This is a genomic window from Williamsia herbipolensis, assembly GCF_036153515.1.
GTDB classification, from domain to species: domain Bacteria; phylum Actinomycetota; class Actinomycetes; order Mycobacteriales; family Mycobacteriaceae; genus Williamsia_A; species Williamsia_A herbipolensis.
Window position 1 is genome coordinate 1,690,909 of record NZ_CP108021.1, and the last position, 16,281, is coordinate 1,707,189.

Annotated in this window: 13 protein-coding genes; 5 read left to right on the forward strand and 8 right to left on the reverse strand. The window is 69.1% G+C overall.

Annotation, left to right across the window (positions count from 1 at the left end):
• Positions 1 to 75 precede the first annotated feature (75 nt).
• The gene (locus OG579_RS07575; protein WP_045823821.1) at positions 76 to 1,491 is read left to right on the forward strand and encodes an amino acid permease; all 1,416 of its coding nucleotides are present in this window, start codon (positions 76 to 78) and stop codon (positions 1,489 to 1,491) included.
• Positions 1,488 to 2,369, forward strand: coding sequence for a universal stress protein (locus OG579_RS07580; protein WP_328858639.1), 882 nt, complete (start codon positions 1,488 to 1,490; stop codon positions 2,367 to 2,369). The genes OG579_RS07575 and OG579_RS07580 overlap by 4 nt, the downstream gene beginning before the upstream one ends.
• A gap of 15 nt (positions 2,370 to 2,384) precedes the next feature.
• On the opposite strand, the gene OG579_RS07585 is transcribed toward OG579_RS07580, so the two are convergent.
• On the reverse strand, positions 2,385 to 6,266 hold the full coding sequence (locus tag OG579_RS07585) for an nSTAND1 domain-containing NTPase (protein WP_328858640.1): 3,882 nt from the start codon (positions 6,264 to 6,266) through the stop codon (positions 2,385 to 2,387).
• Between the two features lie 160 nt (positions 6,267 to 6,426).
• Here OG579_RS07585 and OG579_RS07590 point away from each other — a divergent pair, with 160 nt between their 5' ends.
• Positions 6,427 to 6,738: a LuxR C-terminal-related transcriptional regulator gene (locus OG579_RS07590; protein ID WP_082080324.1), complete on the forward strand. Its 312-nt coding sequence runs from the start codon at positions 6,427 to 6,429 to the stop codon at positions 6,736 to 6,738.
• Between the two features lie 83 nt (positions 6,739 to 6,821).
• On the opposite strand, the gene OG579_RS07595 is transcribed toward OG579_RS07590, so the two are convergent.
• From OG579_RS07595 to OG579_RS07610, 4 genes are all read right to left on the reverse strand, one after another.
• Complete coding sequence (locus OG579_RS07595) at positions 6,822 to 7,679, reverse strand: SDR family oxidoreductase (RefSeq protein WP_328858641.1); 858 nt, start codon at positions 7,677 to 7,679, stop codon at positions 6,822 to 6,824.
• Positions 7,680 to 7,776: 97 nt separating this feature from the next.
• Positions 7,777 to 8,385, reverse strand: a complete 609-nt coding sequence (locus OG579_RS07600; RefSeq protein WP_045823740.1) for a TetR/AcrR family transcriptional regulator — start codon at positions 8,383 to 8,385, stop codon at positions 7,777 to 7,779.
• Positions 8,382 to 9,719 (reverse strand): cytochrome P450, encoded by a 1,338-nt coding sequence (locus OG579_RS07605; protein ID WP_328858642.1) that lies wholly within the window; start codon positions 9,717 to 9,719, stop codon positions 8,382 to 8,384. The genes OG579_RS07600 and OG579_RS07605 overlap by 4 nt, the downstream gene beginning before the upstream one ends.
• A 72-nt stretch (positions 9,720 to 9,791) precedes the next feature.
• On the reverse strand, positions 9,792 to 10,703 hold the full coding sequence (locus tag OG579_RS07610; RefSeq protein WP_408068810.1) for an o-succinylbenzoate synthase: 912 nt from the start codon (positions 10,701 to 10,703) through the stop codon (positions 9,792 to 9,794).
• A gap of 100 nt (positions 10,704 to 10,803) precedes the next feature.
• Here OG579_RS07610 and OG579_RS07615 point away from each other — a divergent pair, with 100 nt between their 5' ends.
• Entirely contained in the window at positions 10,804 to 11,748 is a 945-nt protein-coding gene (locus OG579_RS07615; RefSeq protein ID WP_328858644.1) for an oxygenase MpaB family protein, read from the forward strand.
• Positions 11,749 to 11,831: 83 nt separating this feature from the next.
• Here the strand turns inward: OG579_RS07615 and OG579_RS07620 are convergent, their stop codons facing one another.
• Entirely contained in the window at positions 11,832 to 13,337 is a 1,506-nt protein-coding gene (locus OG579_RS07620) for a carboxylesterase/lipase family protein (protein ID WP_408068811.1), read from the reverse strand.
• A gap of 49 nt (positions 13,338 to 13,386) precedes the next feature.
• Here OG579_RS07620 and OG579_RS07625 point away from each other — a divergent pair, with 49 nt between their 5' ends.
• Positions 13,387 to 13,683: an antibiotic biosynthesis monooxygenase family protein gene (locus OG579_RS07625; RefSeq protein WP_328858646.1), complete on the forward strand. Its 297-nt coding sequence runs from the start codon at positions 13,387 to 13,389 to the stop codon at positions 13,681 to 13,683.
• On the opposite strand, the gene nicT is transcribed toward OG579_RS07625, so the two are convergent.
• Together nicT and tuf are read right to left on the reverse strand one after the other, a co-directional pair.
• Positions 13,656 to 14,798: a Nickel transporter NicT gene (gene nicT, locus OG579_RS07630; protein ID WP_328858647.1), complete on the reverse strand. Its 1,143-nt coding sequence runs from the start codon at positions 14,796 to 14,798 to the stop codon at positions 13,656 to 13,658. The two genes, OG579_RS07625 and nicT, sit on opposite strands and share 28 nt — an antisense overlap.
• A gap of 190 nt (positions 14,799 to 14,988) precedes the next feature.
• Positions 14,989 to 16,179, reverse strand: coding sequence for an elongation factor Tu (tuf, locus tag OG579_RS07635; RefSeq protein ID WP_045823745.1), 1,191 nt, complete (start codon positions 16,177 to 16,179; stop codon positions 14,989 to 14,991).
• Positions 16,180 to 16,281: the final 102 nt, after the last annotated feature.

Consider the following 16,281-nt stretch of genomic DNA (forward strand, 5'->3'; position numbering starts at 1 on the left):
GTCGTCGAGCTTCCCGTCGGAGGAGTCGCAGTGGCCACACGATCACCCCACCCCGCACCCCTCACGCGCGCGACGTTGCTGCGCCGCAAACCGATCCCCACCGGATGGAAGGCCGAGGCCGACACCGGCCTCAAGCGGAACATCACCACCGTGCAGCTCGCGAGCTTCGGCATCGGCTCGACCATCGGCACCGGCATCTTCTTCGTCATGGCCGAGGCCGTGCCCGAGGCCGGACCGTCGGTCATCATCTCGTTCGTGTTCGCGGGTATCGCCGCCGGGCTCGCCGCGCTCTGCTACGCCGAGATGGCGTCGTCGGTGCCGGTCTCGGGGTCGACCTACTCCTACGCCTACGCGACGCTCGGCGAGTTCGCCGGCATGGCCGTCGCCGGCTGCCTCCTCCTCGAGTACGGGGTGTCGACGGCGGCGGTGTCGGTCGGCTGGAGTGGCTATCTCAACGAACTCCTCGGCGACCTGCACATACCGCAGATCCCGCACGCCCTCACCGCGGCACCCTTCGACGACGATCCCGGCGCGATCAACCTCCCGGCGATGATCCTCGTGGGGATGTGCGCGATCCTGCTGATCCGCGGGGCCAGCGAATCGGCCCGCGCCAACGCGATCATGGTGTTCATCAAGATCGGTGTCCTCGCGATGTTCGCGGTCATCGCCTTCACCGCGTTCAACGACGACAACCTGACGCCGTTCTTCGCCGACGGGGCGCACGGGGTGACCCTCGCGGCGGGCACCATCTTCTTCTCCTTCATCGGACTCGACACCATCTCGACCGCCGGCGAGGAGGTGAAGGATCCGCAGAGGACGATGCCGCGCGCGCTGATCGCGGCGCTGATCACCGTCGTCCTCGTCTACGTGCTGGTGTCACTGGCCGCCGTCGCGGCCCAGCCGTCGAGCGAGTTCGCCGCCCAGCAGGACGCCGGCCTCGCCCAGATCCTCAACAACGTCACCGGGGCGACCTGGCCGTCGCTGGTCCTCTCCGCGGGTGCGGTCATCTCGATCTTCTCGGTCACCCTCGTGACGCTGTACGGCCAGACCCGCATCCTGTTCGCGATGGGTCGCGACGGCATGCTGCCGGAGTTCTTCACCCGCGTGAACCCGCGGACCCTGACCCCGGTGAACAACACCATCGTCGTCGCGATCGTCGTGGCGATCCTCGCCGGCTTCATCCCGCTGGACTACCTCGCCGACATGGTGTCCATCGGCACCCTCGTCGCCTTCATCGTGGTGAGCCTCGGCGTGATCATCCTGCGTCGCCGCGAACCGGACCTGGACCGACCGTTCCGGGTGCCGCTCTACCCACTCACCCCGATCCTCGCCATCGCCGCGTGCGGCTACATCCTCTACGGATTGCACTGGTACACCTTCGTGTTCTTCGGACTGTGGGTGTCGGCGGTGCTCGTGTTCTACCTGGTGTGGGGGCGTCACCACTCCGCACTCAACACCGGCCGTCCCGATCCCCTGCAGGCCGCGCCGTGACGGTCGTCGTCGGGTACCGACCGGGGGTCGGCGGCGAGGCCGGTCTCGCGCTGGCGACCGAGCTGTGCCGGTCGCTGCGGCGCGACCTGGCCGTCGTGATCGCGCTCCCCCGCCCCTGGTCGGTGCCGTCGATGGCCAAGGTCGATGCCGAGTTCGCCGCCTACGCACAACGTCTGGGCGACGACGCCGAATCGTCGGCACGCGCCGCCCTGGAACGGCACCCGGTCCCGACGGCGGTCACGGTGCACCGCGTCGCCGAACGGTCGGTGAGCGCGGCCCTGGCCACCGCCACCCGCCGACTCGGCGCGACGATGCTCGTGATGGGCACACGACGCCAGACCGGCGGCCACATCACGCTCGGCTCGACGACGGGGCGGATGGTGCACTCCAGCGAGATCCCGCTCGCGCTCGCCCCGCCCGGACACGAGGTGGCGCCCGATCGACCGGGCATCGCCGGCATCACGTGCGCCTACTCGGCGACGTCGGAGGGCGACCAGGCCGTCGCCCGCGCCGCGGAGATGGCGGCCGACGCCGGGGTTCGCCTGCGGGTGGCCAGCTTCGGCGTCGCGCCGACCGACATGTATCCACCCGAGGTCGGTCTCGGGGCCGAACGCGGCGTGCTCGCCGCATGGCGAGAACAGGCGGGTGTCGCTCTGGCGCGGCTGGTCTCGTCCGGCGTCGTCGACGCCGACACCGAGACCGTCGTCGCCACCGGCACCGATTACGCGGCCGCCCTCGCCGCCGTCGACTGGCCCGCCGGGGAGGTGCTTGCGCTGGGCACCACCCCGCGCAGCGGCGTCAAGCGGGTCTTCCTCGGATCGACCGCTACCCGGATCCTGGGCGGTGCAACGGTTCCCACGATCGTGCTGCCCGGCTGACGAGCGGCCGGCCCGTCAGCGACAGGTCGGTCGGTAGGTGTCGACCGGGAGGAACCGTGACCACTCGGCCTCGGTGATCGGCGCCGTGCCCGACGCGCAGACCTGATCCACGATGGCGTCGGGATCCATACCCCAGGCCTGGATGATCCCGCGTGCGCCGGTGGCGAGCACCGTGCGGTCGTCGGGGCCGAACATCACGTCGTAGATCCGTCCCGGGTAGGCCTGCAGTTGCGCCCGCACCTGCGCGTGCCCCGGCCGGCGCACGTCCCAGATCCACACCTTCCCGTCGGCGCCACCGGCGGCGACCTGCGTCCCGTCGCGAGAGAAGGCGCCACCGTAGATGGTGCTGCTGGGTCCGGTCATGGTGTCGGTGACCACCGGCTTCCGGGGGTCACCGAGGTCGAGGACCTTCACCTCCTTCGTCGAGGAGGTGACCACCAGACGACCCTGGTCGGGACTGAACCGCGCGGCGAGTGCATACGACGCGAACAGTCGGGTACTCGACAGGATGCTCGGCCTCGCCGGATCAGAGAGGTCGACGAGGACCGCGTCGCCGTTCGTGGTCGAGACCACCGCTCGGCGACCGTCGGGGGCGAAGGCCGTCCACGCCACCGCCGACCCGACGTCGACCGCCGACACCCGACGGGGGCGGGCGCGATCGGCGACGTCGATGACGACGAGCGAATTCGACGCCAGCGTCCCGACCACCGCCAGGCGCGACCGGTCGCTGACATCGACGGTCTCGGTGAGACCGCCGAGCGCGGGTGCAGTCGCGCCGACGATGCGCGGACGAGCGGGGTCGGAGTAGTCGCCGAGATAGAACTGTCCGTCGCCGGAACCGATGGCGGCCGTGGCGCCGTCGGCGGTGTACGACAGCGACGTGAACTTCTGGCCGGGCGGCGCGGCGAGGAGCGGCCCGCGGCGGGTGATGGTCACGCCGGGACCGACCGTCCACTGACTCACCGAGCCGTCGACGGCTGCGTTGGTGGTGACGAAGTGCGAACCGTCGGCGTCGAAGGCGAACTGGAACGTCGAGTCGACGCCCGCCTGCACCGACGGGTGACCGGGCGGCCACACCTTCACCGTCCCGTCCTCCGACGCCGCGACCACCGTGTTCCCCACGAACACCGCGGAGTCGACCACGGCCCCGCTGCGCAGCACCCGGGGGTCCTCACCACCGGTGAGGTCGAAGACGCGGGTGGTGTTGTCCGAGCTGGCGCCGAGCACATATCGGCCGTCGGCGCTGAAATCGACCCCGTTGACGTAACTCTCGAACGACGTCAGATCACGGGTCAGGCTGGGGCGGGCGGGATCGGCGAGAGAGTAGATCTTGACGTCACGGCTGTTGATCCCCACCGCGAGGTCGCCCGAGGGAGAGAACGCGACGTCGGTCGCGGTGACGTTGATCGCCCCCGGCAGGACCACCGAGGCAACACTTCTCACGCTCGGGGTGTCGAGGGAGTAGATGTCGAACCGGTTCTTGCCGCTGGCCGCGGCGAGGAGACGACCGTCGGGCGAGAACGCGACCGTTGTCCCGTCCCCGACGACGCTGTCGGGCAGGGTCACCGGGTCCCAGCGCGTCCGCGAGACCGTCGCCGCCGGCGTCGAGCTCGCCGGGAGGGCCGCCGAGAGCCGGAACAGCTGCACCCCCGCGCCGTCGACGGCGACTGCGAGGAGATTCCCCCGGCGGTTGACGGCGATGTCGCGGATGACACCGCTGACCGGCGGGGCGTCGGTGGTGAGCCGCGGAGCGGTCGGGTTCGACAGGTCCCACAGCGTCAGGGTGTCGCTGCCCCCGACGAACAGCTGACGGGAATCGGCGCTGAAGGCGACGCCGTAGAGCGGCTTGTCCTTCCGCGCACTGCCGAACATCGCGATCTGTCGGTCGATCCCCCGGGAGGCGGTGCGGTAGAGCCGGATTCGGTCATCGGAGCCGACGACCGCGACGAGCGATCCGTCGGGGGATGCCGCGACCTTGGCGGGCCCCTCGGCGGTGAGCAGTCGGGTCGGGATGGGCGCGGCGGTGTTGTCGATCAGTGCCGATCGCGCCTCGACCGTCGGCGAGATGCGGTAGGCGACCATGGCCAGCTGCATCGACAACGCGGGGTCGATGAGGCGCTGCTGGTCGGACTGCACTGCGAGGCGCGTCGACAACGCGTCCTGCCGCAGCGTCTCGGCGGTCTCCTTCTGGTCGACGGCGTCGGTGCGGGCGACGACGGCGACCACCGCGGCCAGCATCGCGACGACCGCGAACACCGTCGCTGCGGCGGCGTAGGTGCGGAGCTGTCGGATGCGTCGGCGATCGACCGACTGCAGGCGGACGCTGCGGGCGTTGGCGAGATCGAGGAAGCGCTGTTCGTCCGCACTGATCCGCGCACCGTTCTCCGGCGACCGCGCGAACTCGTTGAACAGGTCCAGGCGACCGCCGTACGGGAGCAGCTCGGGGGCCTCGTCGGCGTCGGACCACACCGCCAGCACCGCCTGCAGGCGTCGGTGCTCGAGCAGGTTGTCACGATCCTCGGAGATCCACTGGCGCAGGCGTGGCCACGCCGACAGCAGCGCCTCGTGGGTGAACTCGGCGTAGGTGTCGCCGACGGTGACCAGTCGGGCGGCGGCGAACCGGTCGAGAACCGCGGCCGCACGTCGTTCTCGGACGTCTCGCCGCGTCTCGGGCAGTTCGACGTTCGGTGGGAACCCGAGTTCGGACAGTGGTGCCCGGCGGCGTGACGCGGAGTCCTCGTCGACGTGGGCCATGGCGAGCAGCTGACGTCGCGCGACGCCCTTCTCGGCGTAGTCGAGTTCGGCGTACACCCGCTCGGCGGTCTGCTCCACCGCGCCGCTGATCCGACCGGTGGCGAGATAGTCGCCGACGGTCAGGGTCCGTTTGTCCGACTGCGTCCAGGTCGACAGCAGCGCGTGCGACAGCAGCGGCAGCGACCCCGCACCGATCCCCGCGGCCCCGGGACGAACATCGCTCAGCAGGAGGTCGACGAGGTCGTCGGCGACCTGGAGTCCGGCCACCCGAGCCGGTTCGAGGATGACCTCACGAACCTGCCTCTCCGCGAGGGCGGGTACCAGGATGTGTGCGTTCTGCAGCGGGCGCGTGAACCGGGGCAGGGAGGCCAGGACGCCGTAGAAGTCGGCGCGCATCGTGGCGACCACCACCAGTACCTCGCACTGCGTGCTCAGCTCGACCAGACCCGCCTCGAACCGGCTGCGGCGGGCGACGTCGTCGGAGAGCGTCCACACCTCCTCGGCCTGGTCGACGGCGAGGAGCACCGGACCGTCGCCCGGCGGCAGCTCCGCGATCGCGGTCTCGAGGGACCCGACGGGGTCGGCGCCAGGGGTCATCAGCAGGTGCCGCCAGCCCGCGAAACCGCTCTCGGTCTCCAGCTGGGCGAGCATTCCGGCCCGCAGCACCGACGACTTGCCCGCGCCCGACGGACCCATCAGGGTGACGATCGGCATGCGGTCGGCGCCCGGCATCGTCGCCGTCGGGTGGTCGGCCTGCTCGAGGACGGTGCCGATCACGAGATCGGTGATGTCCTCACGCCCGAAGAACCAGTCGTGGTCCTCCACGCCGAAGGCGGCGAACCCGAGATACGGGGTGGGGGTGGACGCCGCCCGTCGTCCACCCGGTCGGCGGGCGCGTTCGGCGGCGGCGATCCACGGCGCCTGGTCCTCGGGCCCCTCGACACCGCAGACCGCCAGCACTTTGCGCAGGACGGGCTCGCTCGACGCCGTCGGGGCGTGCTGGCCGGAGAACCACCCGCCCACCGTGGGGGTCAGGGCCCCCGCCCTCGCCGCGGTCTCACGGATCGAGAGACCGGCCGCCGAGCGGATCTCGGTGAGGGCGCGGGCGAGGTCCTCACGTGTACGGACATCGTCTGGTCTCATGACCCACCCTCCCCTGACGTGCAGCGTTCCCGCAGGAGACGTATGGACCTTCGTATGGACTTGGCGTCAAACAAGCGTCCAGCTGGCGCCTCGAACGACCTCGAAGGATCATTTCCCCATCGCACATGTGTGCAGCAGAACAATCGGGAGGATCGTACCCATGTCCGTCGCTCACGACTTCGACGACCAGGATTCCAGCGCGGAGGCGCACCGGCCCCAGCGCACCCTGCGCGTCGTCACCGATGACCGCCCGGCGCTCTCGCGCCGCGAGATCGAGGTGCTCCTCGGCTGGCTGGCCGCGGACTCGAAGGCCGAGGCCGCCGAGCGCCTCTACATCACCGCATCGACGGTCAACACCCACCTGACGCGTATCCGCGCGAAGTACACCGCCGCCGGTCGTCCGGCGCGCTCGAAGGCCAACCTGTTCGCCCGAGCGATCCAGGACGGGTACACCACCCTCGATCAGTGGTGACGCTCCGGCGCTGACGCACACGCAGACGAGGCCCCCTCCCGATGTCCGGGAGGGGGCCTCGTCTGTCGCGATGGTGCGTGCGGTCAGGACTTGCCGGGGGAGGCGGGGACGCCGTTGACCCGCTTGAGGTACTCGGCACGCTCGACGTCGTCGTAGCTGAGGAACATGCGGTCCATCCCGGTCAGCTTGCTCGAGGAGCGCTTCATCGCCGGCGGCATCACCGCGTTCGCGTGGACCCATGCCATCGACCGCGGGACGGTGAGGTGGGTCTTGGTGCCCTCGATGCTGTTGACGACCTGTTCGGCGACCTGCTCGGGTCCCACGGTCTGCACGAAACGGTTCGTGGTGATCCCGGAGATGAGTGCAGTGCGGGTGAACGTCGGGTTGACGGTCTTCACCCGGACGCCCTGCGGCGACAGCTCGTTGTCGCACGCCTCGGAGAAGACGATGACGCCCGCCTTCGCGGCGTTGTAGATGGTGAGTCCGGGCACGGGCAGCCGGCCGGCCACCGATCCGATGTTGATGATCTGGCCGCCGCCGCGCGCGATCATCCGCTTGGCCGCCTCCTGGGTGCCGATGACGACACCGAGCAGGTCGATGTCGAAGTTGCGCTTGACGACGTTGAGGTCGTAACTCAGGAGCGGACCGGTCGGCATGATGCCCGCGTTGTTGATGAGGACGTCGATGGGTCCCGCGGCGGCCTCGGCGGAGTCGAGGAACGCGGCGAACGAGGCCGGGTCGGTGACGTCGAGGGAGAAACCGTCGTGACCGAGATCGGCGGCCGCCTTGCCGACCGCCTCCTCGTCGATGTCGCCGATGACGACGGTCGCGCCGAGGTCGCGCAGCCGGGTCGCCGTCTCGAACCCGATGCCGCGGGCGGCGCCGGTGATCGCGATGACGAGGCCGCGTACGTCGGTCGTCTTCTTGTTCCTACGTGCCATGGGTGACTCCTTGTTCGGCGCGCGACGACGCGTCGCGCGCGGTGGGGTGGGTGAGGGTGCGGTCGTCCGGTGGGACCGGCGGGTCAGGTTCGGCAGGTCACCAGATCATCGGCGCGAGGTGCGTGGCCGCGAAGGCACGGACCCATTCGGGCTCCTGCTTCATCGGGTCCGACGCCGGGACCTCCAGTTGCGAGATCACCAACCGCACCACGATCTCGACCGCATCGCGCAGGTCGGGATCGGGACGCGTCGCACCGACGCTGCGCAACGCGCGGACGGTGCGGTCGGTGACCGCGTCGATGAACATCGACGTCACCGACGACGACGTGATGCCCTTCATGTCGGCGTCCTCGATCACGAGGCGATGCATCAGCGGATCCTTCTGGATCAGCTGCGCCCCGACCGAGAACGCCTCGGCGATGGCCTCTTTCGGTGACAGCCCGGTGATCGAGAGTTCCAGCGCGTGCATCCCGTCCTGATAGAGACGCGTCGCGACCGCGAGCAGCAGCGACTCCTTGTTCGGGAACCGCCGGTACAGCGTGCTGCGACTGACGCCCGCGCGCTTGGCGATCTCGTCGACCGAGGCGCGCCGCACACCGGTCTCGGTGAACTCCGCGGCCGCGGCGGAGAGGATCGCGTCCTCCTGATCGCCCGGACTGTCGGTGTTGCGGGTCTTGCGACCGGACGCCGAGACGTCCGAGCTCACCGGCGGCGCAGGGTGACGGGGAGCCGATCCTTCGGGATCGGCAGCGAGCTGTAGTCCATCGGCATCTCGTAGTCGGCGGGGACCGACCACTCGAAGTCGCGGACCAGCTGATGCATGATCGTCTTGATCTCCATCTGCCCGAAGTAGAGGCCGATGCACTTGTGCACGCCACCGCCGAAGGGGCTCCACCCCATGCGGAACTTCTTGTCCTCCGCGCGGTCGGGTCCGAAGCGCTCCGGATCGAAGGTCCACGGGTCGGTGTAGATGCGCTCGTCGTAGTGGTTGAACAGCGACGGCACCGTCACCATCGACCCCTCGGGCACGAAGTAGCCCTGGATCTCGGTGTCGGCCACGGCCATCCGCGGATGCGCGGGCACCGGGGTGCACATGCGCAGCGACTCCTTGAACACCGCGTCGAGCACGGTCAGCGATCCGAGGTCGTCGTAGGTGAGTTCGGAGTCGAGGGTCATCGACTGCTCATGTGCCTTCGCCTGCCACTCCCGCGATTTCGCCATGCGGTAGCACATCTGGGTCATCGAGATCGTCGAGGTGTCGTGCGCGGCCATGAGGATGAAGATCATGTGGTTCACGATGTCCTCGTCGGAGAACGTCGCGCCCTCGTCGCTTTCCGCGTGACACAGCACCGAGAACAGGTCGGGGGTCGCGGTGGCGCGCTTCGCGGGGATGTGGGAGTAGAAGAACTCCTCGAGGACCTTGCGCGAGCGGATGCCCTTCCACCACCGCGTACCGGGGACCGGCTTGCGGATCACGGCGACGCCGGCCTGCACGGTGTCGAGGAAGGCACCGTTGATGCGGTCGGCCTCGGCCTTGGGCAGTTCGAGTCCGAGGAACACCTCCAGAGCGACGTCGAGGGTGAGGGCCTTGAACTCCTTGAACAGCAGGATCTTCCCGGTCGGGAAGTCCTGCATCCGCTTGGCGATCATCGGCTGCATGAGATCCATGTACTGCCGGATCGCGACCGGGCTGAAACCCTGCTGCAGGATGAGCCGATGGCTGCGGTGCTCCTCGAAGTCCATCAGCATCACGCCGCGGTTGAAGAACGGGCCGATGAGGTACGACCACGCCGGCGCGTTGGCGAAGGAGCGCTTCTTGTTCATCAGCACCTCCTCGGCCGCCTCGGGACCGGACGCGACGACCCACTTGCGACCGAACGCGCTCATGCCGGACACCTCGCCGAACTCGGCGACACGCTTCTCGTGGAAACCGAAGGGGTCGCGGCGCATTCCGAGCACCGTCCCGATGCCGCTGCGGGTCGAGAACGGCACCTTCTTCAGTTCGCTTCCGGCCGGGACGTCCGAGTCAACCGTTGTCATCGCTGTGCACCTCCATTGGAACAGATACCAGCAACTGTATCTTTGGGCCCGGCGAATGTCTACTGGGTCACATCACGACCGCGCGGCCGGATGGCCGTCGGCGAGCAGCGCGTGCACCCGGCGGACCCGGTAGATCCACCAGTCACGACGGTGCTGCGCAGCCAAGGGGGCGCGTCCGTCGGGCACGACGGTGCGGGTCGCGAGCACTCCCCCGACCGACGGCGGCGTCGCCGCGACGTCGACCTCGAACAGGCTCCCGGTGCCGAGACCGCACGCGGGCGGGGCGGTCGGGAGGGCGGCCGCGGTCGCGATGCCCGCCGAGATCCCGACGGCGGTGTCGAGCGCACTGGAGATCACGATGTCGAGGTCGATCTGTTCGGCGAGCGCCAGCACACGGCGCATGCCCCCGAGTGGCGCCACCTTGAGGACCGCGACATCGGCCGCCCCGGCACGCACCACACGCAGCGGATCCTCGGCACGACGGATGCTCTCGTCGGCCGCGATGCGGGTCGTGACCGCGGCGCGCACGGCGGCCAGTTCCTCGATCGACGCACACGGCTGCTCGACGTACTCGAGCTCACCCAGCGCACGGATCGCGGTGATCGCCTGCGACACCGACCATTTCCCGTTCGCGTCGACCCGGACGGTCGGCACGACCGCGCGCACGGCCTCGATGCGCGCCACCTCGTCGTCGAGGGTGTCACCGGGTTCGGCCACCTTGACCTTGGCCGTCGTCACGCCGGGGTGACGAGCCAGGATCGCCGCCACCTCGTCGGCCGCGACCGCCGGCACGGTCGCGTTGATCGCCACCTCGTCGCGCAATGCGGCGGGAGGGCCCTGGTGTGCGGCCTCGATGCCGGCGGCGAGCCACCACGCCGCCTCGGCGTCGTCGTATTCGGTGAACGCACCGAACTCCCCCCAGCCCCGGGGGCCCTCGAACAGCAGGGCCTCGCGCACGGTGATGCCGCGGAACCGTTGCCGCATCGGGAGGGCCACGACGACCGCGGTGTCGAGGATCGCCTCGACCGGGGGGATGTTCACACCGCCCACGCTGCCACATGAGACGAATGCTAGGATTCGTCTCATGAGCGACGGTGTGGCCTCGGCACGCAGTGACTTCGACACACGGATCCGCGAGGCGGAACCGGTGCTCGCCGATGGGGGCGCGCAGTCACCCACGGCGACACGCCTCGCTCCGGACACCCTGATCTGGAAGTTCTACGGCGACATGCGCGGACTGCTGGGTTTCCAGCGACTCGCCGGCACCGAGAACTGCATCGAACAGCTCGGACAGGGCGTCGCCGACCACTCGGTGATCTTCGACGACTTCCTCGGTCGGGCACGACGCACCGGACCACCGATCATGCGCACGGTCTATGCCGCCGACGCACAGCACTGGGGTGCGACGGTGCGTGATTTCCACCGCGACATCAAGGGCACCATCAGCGACGGGTCGCGCTATCACGCGCTCAATCCCGAGTTGTTCTACTGGGCGCACGCGACATTCGTCGATCAGGTGCTCTACGTGACCGACACCTTCATCCGGCGCCTGTCGTACGAGGAGAAGTGCCGGATCTTCGACGAGAGCAAGACCTGGTACGCGCTCTACGGGATCAGCGCCCGCGACCAACCCCAGACCTATGACGAGTTCTGCGCCTACTGGGATCGCATGTGCGAACGATTCGTCCCGCACAAGACGATCGTGTACGCGACCGGCTATCTGCGACAGGGCCTTCCACGACCGCGTCGAGTACCGGCGCCGGTCTGGCGGGTGCTGTCGGTGCCGCTGAACTCCGCACTGCGCACGATCGTCATCGGGACACTGCCGCAGCAGATGCGGACGGTCTGCCGTCTGGACTGGTCACCCCGTCAGGAACGTCGGTTCCGACGATTCGCCGCGTTCATGCGCGCGATCAACCCCGTCGTGAACCGACTGCCGCAGAAGTGGCTCTACACGCCCTGGGCCCACGAGGCCTGGACCGCGGCCGGTATCGACCCGCGCCCCCTGCACAATCGCGCCGACACCTGATCGACGCGCGCCCACCGTTCGCCCGCACGCCCGGCTCGGCGCGCGTCGGAACATTCGGCGCGGTCGGCGCGGTCGGCGCAGGCTCATCCCTGCCGGAACACCGCGAGCTCGTCGGCCCGCGGATCGGTCACGACGGCGTCGGCGCCGAGTGACGCGTCGCCGAAGGTCCGCACCGGGCGCGTGTCGCCGACACGGTCCCACCCCGGGTCGCCGGTGGCGGCGAAGCGCACCCAGGTGGCGTGCATGTCGTCGGCGAGGTCCTGCGGCGGAGTGGGGCCGGTGAGCTGCGCCGATCCGCCGAGGTTGTCGAAGACGAAGGCCAATTCCAGTGCGTGACAGGCGCGCAGATCGCGGACCGGGGTGGGCCACGCGAACTCGTACTGCCAGGCCGACTGGTCTCGAGCCGCGATCGCGTCGACGAGATCGGCTGTGCCAGAACGGAACGAGTAGTCGGTGAACATCGCACACATCACGTCACCGGGCGATTCGTCGGGTCGGTTGCGGGTGTAGGTCGCCACCGCATCGGATCCCACGCCGAGTCGACCGACGATCCCCGGCAGCATCTCGGCGGTCACCACCGCGGCCAGGCCGCTGGGGACGAGGAAGAAGCGCATCTCCTCCCGTGTCGTGCCCGCGAGCACCTCGACACCGCGGCCGGCCCCCGCGCGGATCGCATCGATCGGGAGCGCGGGCAGGATGTCGCCGTCGACGGTCGGGAACATGCTCATCACCCCGAGTCCGCGAGCGACGGTGCTCGCGCCCCATCGGTTCGGGTTCGGGTCGCCGACGAGTGCGAGACCCACCGCGTCCTGCGCCCTCTGCAGGGCGTCGGTGGGCAGGTCGGCGACACCGACGACGGTGGGCGGCAGGCCCAGCGTCTCGGTGAACTCGCTCGCGACGAGCCGCGCGTCGCCCAGATCCGACGCCGACACCGCGTTGCCGCTCTGCACGATCGCGCGACGGAACAAGCCGTCGGCGTACGGCGACGACAGCAGCGCCGCGATGCTCATCGCGCCCGCCGATTCGCCGAACACGGTGACCTGGTCGGGGTCGCCACCGAAGGCGGCGACGTTGTCGCGCACCCATTCCAGGGCCTTGATCTGATCACGCAGTCCGCGGTTGTCGGGCGCCCCGGCGAGGCTCAGGAACCCCAGCGCCCCGAGCCGGTAGTTGATCCCGACCACCACGACACCGTCGCGGGCGAACGCGGCGCCGTCGTAGGTGGGCAACCGGTGCGTGCCGCGGGTGAACGCACCGCCGTGGATCCACACCATGACCGGCAGTCGACCGGTACCCGGTTCGGGTGTCCACACCGACAGGTTGAGCGATGCGTCGCCGTCGACGATCACGCTGGGCAGCAACTCCGAGGTGGGCGCCGGGTAGGGCCCCTGCGGCGGGGTCGGGCCGTGCTCGGTCGCGGGACGTTCGCCTTCCCAGGGATCGACCGCGCTCGGCGCCGCGAATCGGGCGGCACCGACCAGCGGCCCCGCGTACGGGATGCCGAGGAAGGCATGCACCTCGGCGTCGCCGGTGCGGACGCGGCGACCCCGCACCACACCTGCCGTCGTGGACACGCGGACACCGGTCATCGTCTCGTCATCGCTCACACGGTCCAGCCTGCCATGCGAGAGTGACCCGATGATCGTCGAACACGCTCTGCTGCAGGTGACACCGGCCCGTGGCGAGGAGTTCCTCGCGGCGTTCGCGGAGGCGAAGTCCATCATCTCCGCCATGCCCGGGTTCTCCGGTCTGCGACTGTCACGCGGCATCGAGAGCCCCGACACCTACCTGCTCCTCGTCGAGTGGGCCACGCTCGCCGACCACACCGAGGGGTTCCGCGGCTCACCCGAGTACGCGCGGTGGCGCGAACTGCTGCACCACTTCTACGACCCGTTCCCCGAGGTCACTCACTTCGACCCCGTCGTCGCGGTCTGATCGCGCGACTCGGTGAAGCGCCGGTCGACGCGAGCGAGACGGTAGTAGAGCAGCGCGCCGATCCACACGACGACGAACGTGCCGACGACGAGCTGTCCGATGCGCTCGAGATCGAACGACGCGACCACGTCGAAGACTCCGCCGGCGAGACCGAGTTCGTCGGCCAGCAGCGTGAGGATCTGCAGTGTCCCGACGACGAGGGCGAGGAACACCGTGAGCCCGGTCATGGTGATGTTGTAGTAGATCTTGCGGGCCGGCGTCACGAACGCCCAGCCGTAGGCCTTCGACATGAACACGCCGTCGATGGTGTCCATCGTGGTCATCCCGGCGGCGAACAACACCGGTAGTGCGATGATCGCCAGCGGCGGGAGCCCGCCGGCGATGGCGGTGGTGCCGGCGATCGCGAGCAGCCCCACCTGGGTGGCGGTGTCGAAGCCCAGCCCGAACAGCAGTCCGAGCGGGTACATCTGCCACGAATGGTTGATCAGCCTGTCGTAGCGTCCCCGGAACAGGCGGTTCATCAGGCCGCGCCGGGCCAGCAGTTCGTCGAGCGACGACTCCGAGAACTGGCCGCGCCGCGCCCGTCGCCACACCCGCACGATGCCCACGAGCACGACGATGTTCAGCGCGGCCACGAGATAGAGGAACGTCCCCGACACCAGCGTCCCGATGATCCCGCCGGGACCGGCGAACGCCTCCCCGACAGCGGTGGCGCGGCTGGCGAGGAAGGCGATGGCCGTGACGAACACGAGGACCACCGTGGAGTGCCCGAGGGAGAAGAACATGCCCACGGCCAGGGGCCGCCTGCCCTTCTGGAGGAGGAAGCGGGTGGTGTCGTCGATGGCGGCGATGTGGTCGGCGTCGAAGGCGTGCCGCATGCCGAGCGTGTAGGCGAGGAGGCCGGCACCGGCGTAGACGAGCCCACCGTCGGGGCCGGTGAGGTGATGGATCCGCGGGACCGCGTTGTAGTGGGCGAACAGCCCCCACCCGAGGAGGTGCAGCACGACGAGCACGCCGAGGAGGGCGAGCAGACGCGGTACCTCGTCACGCGTGAAGCGGCCCACCGATGGCGTGATGACACCCACCTCGGGGCCGTCGACGTCGGAGAGGGTCACGGTTGTCGACACTATTCGACGTCGCCGTCGTCGGCGCGGCGTCGGCCCCGACGCACAAGAACGCCCGACCCCTCGGAAGGGATCGGGCGTTCTCGGTGGTGCGTTCCCGCGTCAGGCGCGGGAGGGTGTCACGTGTCGAGCTGTGTCACTTGTTGATCCGTGACTCAGGTCCGCGCCAGCGGACCTGACGTCACTTGTTGATCTTGGTGACGCGGCCGGCACCGACGGTGCGGCCACCCTCACGGATCGCGAAGCGCAGGCCCTCGTCCATGGCGACCGGCTGGATCAGCTTGACGCTCATCTCGGTGTTGTCACCGGGCATGACCATCTCGGTGCCCTCGGGCAGGGTCACGACGCCCGTCACGTCCGTCGTACGGAAGTAGAACTGCGGACGGTAGTTGTTGAAGAACGGGGTGTGGCGACCGCCCTCGTCCTTCGACAGGATGTACGCCTGGCCCTCGAACTCGGTGTGCGGGGTGGTGGTACCCGGCTTGATGATGACCTGGCCACGCTCGACGTCCTCGCGCTTGAGGCCACGCAGCAGCAGACCGGCGTTGTCGCCCGCCTCGGCCGAATCGAGCAGCTTGTGGAACATCTCGATACCGGTGACGGTGGTCTTGGTCGACTTCTCGCGGATGCCGACGATCTCGACGTCCTCGTTCACGTTGACCGAACCACGCTCGACACGACCGGTGACGACGGTGCCACGACCGGTGATCGTGAAGACGTCCTCGACGGGCATGAGGAAGGGCTTCTCGGTCTCGCGGACGGGGTCCGGCACCGAGTCGTCCACGGCCTGCATCAGCTCGGCGATCGACTCGCCCCACTTCTCGTCACCCTCGAGGGCCTTGAGAGCGGAGACCTTCACGACCGGAGCGTCCTCGTCGAAGTCCTGGGCGGCCAGCAGTTCGCGGACCTCCATCTCGACGAGCTCGATGATCTCCTCGTCGTCGACCATGTCGGCCTTGTTCAGCGCGACCAGGATGTAGGGCACGCCGACCTGGCGGGCGAGCAGCACGTGCTCACGCGTCTGGGGCATCGGGCCGTCGGTGGCCGCCACGACCAGGATCGCGCCGTCCATCTGGGCGGCACCGGTGATCATGTTCTTGATGTAGTCGGCGTGACCGGGGGCGTCGACGTGCGCGTAGTGACGCTTCTCGGTCTGGTACTCGACGTGGGAGATGTTGATCGTGATACCACGAGCCTTCTCCTCCGGCGCCTTGTCGATCTGGTCGAACGCGAACGCGGCGTTGAGGTCCGGGTACTTGTCGTGCAGAACCTTGGTGATGGCCGCGGTCAGCGTGGTCTTGCCGTGGTCGACGTGACCGATGGTGCCGATGTTGACGTGCGGCTTGGTCCGCTCGAACTTCGCCTTACCCACTTGATGTCCTCCTGGACTGTCATGCGCCTGAGGCTTTCTCAGCCGCAAAGTTTGTGTTTGATAACTGGTGCGCCGCGACGGGTGTCACGACACGGTGCGAGT

Excerpts from the sequence above, each read along its gene's own strand:
- OG579_RS07585 (WP_328858640.1), bottom strand. The coding sequence starts at position 6,266 with ATGAGACCAGACGATGTCCGTACACGTGAGGACCTCGCCCGCGCCCTC.
- OG579_RS07590 (WP_082080324.1), top strand. The coding sequence starts at position 6,427 with ATGTCCGTCGCTCACGACTTCGACGACCAGGATTCCAGCGCGGAGGCG.
- OG579_RS07595 (WP_328858641.1), bottom strand. The coding sequence starts at position 7,679 with ATGGCACGTAGGAACAAGAAGACGACCGACGTACGCGGCCTCGTCATC.
- OG579_RS07605 (WP_328858642.1), bottom strand. The coding sequence starts at position 9,719 with ATGACAACGGTTGACTCGGACGTCCCGGCCGGAAGCGAACTGAAGAAG.
- OG579_RS07610 (WP_408068810.1), bottom strand. The coding sequence starts at position 10,703 with ATGCGGCAACGGTTCCGCGGCATCACCGTGCGCGAGGCCCTGCTGTTC.
- OG579_RS07615 (WP_328858644.1), top strand. The coding sequence starts at position 10,804 with ATGAGCGACGGTGTGGCCTCGGCACGCAGTGACTTCGACACACGGATC.
- OG579_RS07620 (WP_408068811.1), bottom strand. The coding sequence starts at position 13,337 with ATGACCGGTGTCCGCGTGTCCACGACGGCAGGTGTGGTGCGGGGTCGC.
- OG579_RS07625 (WP_328858646.1), top strand. The coding sequence starts at position 13,387 with ATGATCGTCGAACACGCTCTGCTGCAGGTGACACCGGCCCGTGGCGAG.